We start from the raw sequence: 7,910 nt of genomic DNA on the forward strand, positions 1-7,910 counted from the left end.
GATTTTGCTGGAATAAACTGACTTGGTTTTAATTTTTTACCAAGCTGAAAGCTGAACAGTATCAGCAGCTAGCGAAAGCGGTCCAGTCCCTGGCACAATTGTTCAATTCCCTGCAAGGTGCGGGGGCTGGTGCGGTACAGTAAATCGGCGTCAACCGTTATAAACTGGTTAAGGGCAACGGCCGGTATCACCGGGTACGCCTGCCAGAAACGGGTATCTGCTGGTTTGGCGCCGGCGGTCGCCTGAATAATCACTTTTGGCTGAGCCTGCAATACCTGCTCTAACCCTGGCTGCGGGTAATCGCCTTTTGAATCAGCAATAATATTATCAGCGGCGCATAAGCGAATAGCCTGGGCCGGCCAGGCCTGATTCGCAACCGAGCTTAGCGGTTCTGTACCCATGCTGAAAAATACCGGCAGCCGGGTTTTATCTTTATATGCCTGCTTAAGCGCTGCCAGTTTTTGCTCAAATGCACTGGCGACGGTTTCCGCCTGCTGCAAATGACCGGTAAGCCGCCCCAGGGTACGCAACTCTGCGGCTATATCACTGATTAACAGCGGATCTGAAAATACCACTTTTATACCAAACTGTTGCAGGCGACTGATGTCAGCGGCAACATTGCCGGTTTTCCAGGCAATAACCAGATCGGGCTTAAGGGTCAGAACTGCCTCAAAATTAACGCCGGCATAATTAGCGACTTCGGGTAAATCAGCGGCCTCTGGCGGGTAATCACTGTAAGCACTGACGCCAACCAGTTGGCCGCCGGCGCCAATGGCATACAATAATTCAGTAATATGCGGGGCCAGTGAAATGATGCGCTCAGGCGCTGGCGCCTTATCTGCCAATGGCGATGAAACAGCAGCAGCGGTTAGAAAAGGCGCAGCCAGCAACAGCCCTCCCACTATTAATAACCGCTGTGCGATATTCACCAGTCAATGCCCCGCTGTGCTTTAATGCCGGCGTCAAATGCATGTTTCACAACCTGCACCTCACTGACCGTATCGGCCATGTCAATCAGCGTACGATGGCAGGCGCGACCGGTAATCACCACATGCTGTCCGGCTGGCCGGTTTTGCAGTGCCTTTACTATGCGCTCAAGCTCAATATAGTGATAGCTCACCATATAAGTCAGCTCGTCCAGCAGCACCAGATCAAGGGTGGGATCGGCGAGCATGTGTTCTGCCCTCGCCCACACCTTTTCTGCCGCCGCAATATCAGCGGCTTTATCCTGGGTATCCCAGGTAAAGCCAGTGGCCATTACCGCAAACTCTACCTGATGTTGCTCAAGTAAATTACGTTCACCGCAGTCCCAGCTGCCTTTGATAAACTGCACTACGGCTGCCGTTAAGCCATGGCCAACGGCACGCGCCACCGTACCAAAGCCTGACGTCGATTTGCCCTTACCATTACCGGTAATCACCAGCAACAGGCCTTTTTCAACGGTGGCTTTGGCAATACCCTGCTGTACCTGTTGCTGTAATTTCTGCTGACGCTGCTTATGCCGCTGCTGGCGGACTTGCTCGGTGCGGGTTGTGTCCGAGGGTGTATTTTCGTCAGTCATAGCATTATTAATCATCGTGTTATCAGTCATTGTCAGGCGGCACTCCTGCGCTGGCGCATAATTACCAGAAAAAATACACTGCCAAGCACTGAAGTGATAATTCCCAGCGGTATTTCCTGGTTCAGCAACGCACTACGGGCCAGATTATCGATCCAGACCAGAAAAATTGCACCGAAAATTGCACAGCCCAGCAGTAACGGCACCGCAGTCACCCCGACAAAGTAACGCACCAGATGGGGGATCATCAGGCCAACAAAGGCGATACCACCACATTGTGCCACAATGCAGGCAGTGACCAGGGCAGTTAATAATAACAAGATAAAACGCAGCCGCGTTGGGTTAACCCCCAATGTCTGGGCACTTTCATCATTTAACAGCAATGCATCAAGCTGGCGACGCAGCAGCAGTGCTATCAGTAGTAAAATGCTGACAGCCGGCGCAATCAGGCCAACACTGCCCCAGTCGGTGCGGCTTAAACTGCCCATCAGCCAGAAAATAACTTTATTGGCCGCGAAAGGCTCAGCAAAATATAAAATGAAACTGCTGATCGCGCTTAACATAAACGAGACGGCCACGCCGGCCAGTAAGGTCATCTCAATTTTCCGCCACTGCCGGCCCATACATACCAGAAATACCAGCGCTACGGCAAACAGTGCGCCGAGAAATGCGGCAACAGCCAGGCTTAACATATGCTCCGGCAATAGAATGCTGGCAATAGTGGCACCCAGGCCAGCGCCTGCCATTAAACCAAATAAATAGGGATCAGCCAGTGGATTACGACTGGCATTTTGCAGCACCGCACCGGCAACAGCAAGCCCGGCGCCCACCAGCATGGCGCACAGTAAACGCGGTAGTCGCACCTGCCAGACAATAGTACTGGCGAGCGGGTTATGCTGGCTGCCCAAAAGGGCCTGCCAGATGTCTGTAATCGACAAGCCGGCACTGCCAATGGTCAGGCTCAGTAAGCCGCTGAATAATAACGCCAGCAGCAGTAACAGCAGAATAGCCGGCTTTTTCATTGGCTACTCCCGCCGGCAAAAAAAGTAATCTGTAATTTGCCATGCACCGGATGCCGTTCGACTTCACAGGGCAGCTGAAACACCTCGCTTAACTGTGCTGCTGTCAGCACCTGCTCAGCGGTGCCAAAAGCCAGTAGTTGCCCCTGATGCAGCAAGGCAATTTTATCGCAGTAGCGGGCGGCTAAATTCAAATCATGCAGGCAGGCCAACACGGTTTTACCCAGGCCTTTGCTCAGTTGCAAAATCTGATGCTGATACAACACATCAAGGTGATTAGTCGGCTCATCCAGTAGCAATAATTCGGCTTGCTGCACCAGTGCCCGGGCCAGATAAAGCCGTTGCAATTCACCGCCCGACAGGGTTTCCACCAGCGCCTGCGCTTTATGCTGCAAACCCAGTTGTTGCAATGCCAGTGTGATCTGTTGCTCATCTTCGCTGTTGTTAACGTCGAACCAGCCTTTATGCGGCAACAAGCCCATTGCGGCAACCTGATACACCGTTAAGGCAAATACCGGCGGGCTAACCTGACTGACGCTGGCGATACGGCAGGCGCGCTGCCGATTGCTAAGTTTGCTTACAGAGCGTTGCTCCAGCAGGATCTCGCCGGCGCTTAACGCCATGGTGCCGTTTATCAGTTTCAAAAGGCTGCTTTTGCCTGCACCATTAGGGCCGATAATACCAATAAAATCGCCTTTACAAACGCTGAAGCTTACCGGCGCCAATATGGATTGACCAGCAATCGTTAATGCGGCCTGATTAAGTCGTAACAACGCCGGGGGCAAACGCAGCTCCTGAAGTAAGCTCTATAAACAATACTGCCGGCAAATAGCCGGCAGTAAATCGGTATGTTATTGCTAAGTCGGCGATAATAGCCGCTTACACCGGCATTAGTCCAGATTTGCCAGTAAGGTTTTATCCAGGCCGTCTTCATTTAAAATTTTAACAATAGCCTGACAATGGTCCAGCGTAAAATCACCCTCACCTATTTGCGTATTAAGCATTGCCCGACGCTTTAATACGATTTCAGCCACCTGTTTGCCATCGCCCAGTTTAGTGTGTAATTTGTCTAACCACGGATACAGCTTCTGCTCAGCGTCATAGGCCGCTTGTCTTACCTGCGGGTGAAAATCCTGGCAGGCGTTAATATTCAACAGATAAAAATTCAGATAACCGGCAACGGTTATCAGCTTGTAATCCTGTGGGTCTGCCTGTACCGGTGCAGTTACGATTAACGCGGCCACTGCGGCACCTAACCATTTTTTCATTGTTATTCCCTGCCATCTGTTGCGAGTTATGCTTTCCAATCTAAACAGAAAATGATGGTTTTGCAATCTTGCAACCAAAAAAAGCCAACCGGCTGAGTGATATTTGTACCTATAGCAATACCCTTGCTGTCAGTGCAGCGAGCTCAGTTGCCGGGTATGCATGCTATGGCAAAGCACCACAGCTGGCGTTATTTATGCAAGGCAAACATAAAAAGGTACCCGGTGCAGCCCGCGTTGTGATGCCAGGCAGTGCAATAAGCACTGATAATTAAGCAGAAAAGGAGCCATTATGTCAAAAACAGCCACGCTATATCGGATGGTAACAGCCGAGCATATTTGTCCATTTGGTATTAAATCCAAAGCATTACTTGAAAGGCAAGGTTTTGAGGTAAAGGACAACCATTTAACCAACAGCAAACAAACCGAAGCATTTAAAAAGCAACATGATGTTAAAACGACGCCACAAACTTTTATTGACGGAAAACGGATTGGCGGCTATGAACAACTGCTTGAATACTTTGATAAAACCAAGCCGGAAGATCGTTTTGCTGCCGCCTACCGGCCGGTGATTGCTATTTTTGTAATCGCGCTTTTCATGGCGTGGGCAATCAACTGGACAACTGGCACGGCCCTGTTATCTATTGCCAGTGTTGAAAAGTTTGTTGCTATTAGTATGACGCTGCTGGCATTACAGAAACTTCAGGATGTTGAAGCCTTTACCAATCAGTTTTTAGGGTATGACCTGCTGGCCCAGCGCTGGGTTCGTTATGCCTATATTTACCCTTTTGCCGAAGCCTATGCCGGTATTGGTATGCTGGCAGGCATATCCGCCTTTATTGTGGCGCCGGTTGCCTTACTGATTGGTACGGTAGGCGCTGTATCGGTTTTCAAAGCGGTTTATATAGATAAACGCGAACTGAAATGTGCCTGTGTCGGCGGCAATAGTGAGGTGCCACTGGGCTTTGTTTCGCTGACTGAAAATCTGTTTATGATTGCAGCAGGCTGCTGGATGTTATTTCAGGCACTCAGTTAGTACAAGGTTACAGGCAGCATTAACTGTAAGTTTTACATAGCAAATGAGCAAACATTTCATTTTAAATAAAAAAAAGGCTGTAGAGCCTGCCAAAACTAAGCAGGCAAATTGGAACACCGTTTGCATTACTTAACTTGTCACAACGATTACATCAGGAAGCGAAATACCTGATGACACTTTTCACTCGTGATAACGGAGGACGTAATGAGTTACTTAAAAAAAACTGCGTTAGTCAGCTGTGTGACCTGCGCTTTAGCACTTCCCGCCATTGCTAATGCTGACGATCATATGATTAAAGCCAGTAATATTATTTATAGTGATATTACCAACGGGCTGAATACCTTTGGCAGGATAGAAAATGTGTTACTGAATAAAAACAGTGATGCAGTTGAATACCTGTTTTTTGAAACGTCCAACACGTTTCGTCCGGTAAGCAACACCAAAGGCTTTGTTGAAATCAACAACGTGAAATTTAACGCCGATGCAGGCGGTAAACTGCAGGTATTAGTTCAGGATACCGATGCTCAGCGTAAGCCCACCGAGCTTAAAGTCACTAAGAAAGAGGCAGAGTACCGGCTGGTTTCCAAATTACTGGATGAATACATGGTGTTTTCTGATCAGCAAATGCGCCAAATCGACGATATCATAATCGACCGTAAAACCGGCAAGGTTAAGTATTTTACCGTTGATATGGCAACCGACGGTTTCTTTTCAGACGATGTCAGAGCCATTCCGGCCAGTGAAGTTCATGTTAAATGGTCCGGTCAGGTCATTTCATCAGCATCGCTTGCTGATGTCACTAGCCAGAAAAAATACCAGATGGGATCAATGTGATTCTGTAAAACACGCTGGATAAACAATAATCAAGGGCCGGTGTCTGATACAGACACCGGCCCTTTTACTTACGTTCACGTAATTAATCAGCCAGCCTGTTTAGCGGCGATTTTTGCCACATGGGCTCCCTGAAAATAAGCAATTTTTAATTCATTGTCAGAAGGCTGTCTTTTACCATCACTTCCGGCAAGGGTGCTGGCGCCATAAGGTGTACCGCCGGTGATTTCATTCATATTGCTCATTTCTTTACAGGAATAAGGAACGCCGACGATAATCATGCCATGGTGCAGTAATGTGGTATGAACTGATGTAATGGTTGTTTCCTGGCCACCATGCTGGGTGGCGGTTGAGGTAAACACACTACCTACTTTACCGATAAGTTTGCCATCGGCCCACAACGCGCCGGTTTGGTCCAGAAAATTACGCATCTGAGCACACATATTGCCAAAGCGGGTCGGCGTACCGAAAATAATTGCATCGTAATCAGCCAGCTCCGCCGGGTTCGCTTCATCAGCGGCCTGATCCAGCTTAGCACCGGCTTTTTTTGCGGCTTGCTCTGACATCAGTTCAGGCACCCGTTTAATGGTTACCTCAGTACCGTCAACGCTGCGCGCCCCCTCCGCTATTTTTTTTGCCATGGTTTCAACGTGACCATACATACTGTAGTAAAGAACGAGAATTTTTGTCATGTTGTTCCTCCTGTTATCAGGTGTCTCAGCTTTTAAATTGTAAGATGTTGCGCTTTAAGCATAGACGCTTGACCACTCGCTCGCTGCTAAGCCTTTGGTCAACAGCGATAATAAGAGCATTTTATCAGACCAACATCCGCTGTTATCTTTGATCATTCCGCCCTGCTGCCAAAAACAAGCACGAGGGCTGAGACATTAAATGTTAAAATTACCGTTTTAAAAATGAGTATTCCAAGCTGAGTCAGGCCAAGCCAGTTGACCAGCAGCGACAACAGAATAACCATCAGTATGACGATAGCAAAAGCCAGTAAATTGAAACCTTGAACCACGCTGATTTTCATCAGGCCTTTTACAATCAGCAGATAGGCCAGCAATACCCCTAATACCGAAGAAATTGCCGAAGACAACAGTGAAAATATTCCAGGCTGAGCGCTACCTGCAAACAGCTCCACCAAATAAAATGTTACCGGCATAACGACTAATAATATCCAAAACCACTGTTTAGCTGATAAATCCTTCACATGACACTCCAATACTATTTAACACCTCACTGTAGCCCGCCAGCGCCGCAAATACCAATGGGCGCAGTATCAGGCTGCTATTTTGGCCAGAGAAAGGTCAGGTACATACCATACAACGCTAACAACACCATACCCTCAATCCGGTGGAGTTGCCGGCCTGTATAAAGCAGAGGGATCAGCAGTATAGTGGCAATGATCATCGCTGAATAATCCAGAGCTGATATGCCAGGGGCCTGCATAGGTGAGACAAGCGACGCTATTCCCAGTATCCCCAATACATTAAAAACATTGGAACCAATGACATTTCCTATCGCGATGTCCGGTTGTTTACGAAAAGCAGCCACCAGAGACGTTGCCAGTTCGGGCATACTGGTGCCTGCCGCCACTATCGTAAGCCCTATTACTGCTTCGCTAATGCCAAAATCCTTGGCCAGCGAGACCGCATGCTCAACCAGCAGCTGAGACCCGAATACCAGAATAGCAAGCCCCCCTGCGATAAACAGCATATCCAGGCTCCAATGCCGCGAGCCTTTTGCTGAGACCTCACTCTCTGGCTCAGGCCCATTTCCTGCAGTCTGCCTGCGTGCAAGTACGACATTCATTCCGGTGTAAGCAATGATCGCTGCAAATAATATAGCGCCTTCCAGCCGGCTAAGCGCATTATCCAACAGCAGCAAAACCAGTGTGATGGCAACAGCCAAAGCAATCGGCGCGTCTAATCTGATGATTTGCCTGTGAACCGGAATAGGACAAATCAGGGCAGTAATGCCAAGAATGATTGCAATATTAAAAATGTTTGAACCAACAACATTCCCAACGGCAATATCACCCTGCTGTGCCAACGCAGCCTGAACGCTTACCACCATTTCCGGAGAGCTGGTTCCGAAGGCAACCACCGTCAGGCCAACAACAAGTGGACTTAACCCAGCCCGTATCGCCAATGCGGCACTCCCTCTGACCAGCCCTTCAGCCCCAACAAATAACAATA

At 48.7% G+C, this 7,910-nt stretch carries 11 protein-coding genes; 3 read left to right on the forward strand and 8 right to left on the reverse strand.

All coding sequences use genetic code 11. The features are described from left to right. Positions 1–68 precede the first annotated feature (68 nt). The 5 genes from R3177_RS11330 to R3177_RS11350 all read right to left on the reverse strand — a co-directional run bounded on the left by R3177_RS11330 (position 69) and on the right by R3177_RS11350 (position 3,845). Positions 69–929 (reverse strand): cobalamin-binding protein, encoded by an 861-nt coding sequence (locus R3177_RS11330; protein ID WP_318971141.1) that lies wholly within the window; start codon positions 927–929, stop codon positions 69–71. After that, the gene (gene cobO / locus R3177_RS11335; RefSeq protein WP_318971151.1) at positions 926–1,561 is read right to left on the reverse strand and encodes a cob(I)yrinic acid a,c-diamide adenosyltransferase; all 636 of its coding nucleotides are present in this window, start codon (positions 1,559–1,561) and stop codon (positions 926–928) included. The genes R3177_RS11330 and cobO overlap by 4 nt, the downstream gene beginning before the upstream one ends. A 32-nt stretch (positions 1,562–1,593) precedes the next feature. Beyond that, positions 1,594–2,580 (reverse strand): iron ABC transporter permease, encoded by a 987-nt coding sequence (locus tag R3177_RS11340; protein ID WP_318971142.1) that lies wholly within the window; start codon positions 2,578–2,580, stop codon positions 1,594–1,596. After that, on the reverse strand, positions 2,577–3,362 hold the full coding sequence (locus tag R3177_RS11345; RefSeq protein WP_318971143.1) for an ABC transporter ATP-binding protein: 786 nt from the start codon (positions 3,360–3,362) through the stop codon (positions 2,577–2,579). The genes R3177_RS11340 and R3177_RS11345 overlap by 4 nt, the downstream gene beginning before the upstream one ends. A 105-nt stretch (positions 3,363–3,467) precedes the next feature. Further along, complete coding sequence (locus R3177_RS11350; RefSeq protein WP_318971144.1) at positions 3,468–3,845, reverse strand: hypothetical protein; 378 nt, start codon at positions 3,843–3,845, stop codon at positions 3,468–3,470. A 68-nt stretch (positions 3,846–3,913) separates the two neighbouring features. Between R3177_RS11350 and R3177_RS11355 the strand changes: the two genes are divergently transcribed. The 3 genes from R3177_RS11355 to R3177_RS11365 all read left to right on the forward strand — a co-directional run bounded on the left by R3177_RS11355 (position 3,914) and on the right by R3177_RS11365 (position 5,712). Then, a complete protein-coding gene (locus R3177_RS11355; RefSeq protein ID WP_318971145.1) occupies positions 3,914–4,117 on the forward strand; it encodes a hypothetical protein in 204 nt (67 codons plus the stop codon). Between the two features lie 17 nt (positions 4,118–4,134). Next, positions 4,135–4,878, forward strand: a complete 744-nt coding sequence (locus R3177_RS11360) for a glutaredoxin (RefSeq protein WP_318971146.1) — start codon at positions 4,135–4,137, stop codon at positions 4,876–4,878. Between the two features lie 204 nt (positions 4,879–5,082). Then, a complete protein-coding gene (locus R3177_RS11365; protein ID WP_318971147.1) occupies positions 5,083–5,712 on the forward strand; it encodes a PRC-barrel domain-containing protein in 630 nt (209 codons plus the stop codon). 86 nt (positions 5,713–5,798) lie between these two features. On the opposite strand, the gene wrbA is transcribed toward R3177_RS11365, so the two are convergent. The 3 genes from wrbA to R3177_RS11380 all read right to left on the reverse strand — a co-directional run. Then, positions 5,799–6,401, reverse strand: a complete 603-nt coding sequence (wrbA, locus tag R3177_RS11370) for an NAD(P)H:quinone oxidoreductase (RefSeq protein ID WP_318971148.1) — start codon at positions 6,399–6,401, stop codon at positions 5,799–5,801. 152 nt (positions 6,402–6,553) lie between these two features. Continuing rightward, complete coding sequence (locus R3177_RS11375; protein ID WP_318971149.1) at positions 6,554–6,922, reverse strand: hypothetical protein; 369 nt, start codon at positions 6,920–6,922, stop codon at positions 6,554–6,556. A gap of 77 nt (positions 6,923–6,999) precedes the next feature. Further along, the coding region (locus R3177_RS11380) for a calcium/sodium antiporter (RefSeq protein ID WP_318971150.1) at positions 7,000–7,910 on the reverse strand (911 nt) is incomplete at its 5' end.

It is taken from the genome of Arsukibacterium sp., from assembly GCF_033722355.1.
Lineage (GTDB): Bacteria > Pseudomonadota > Gammaproteobacteria > Enterobacterales > Alteromonadaceae > Alishewanella.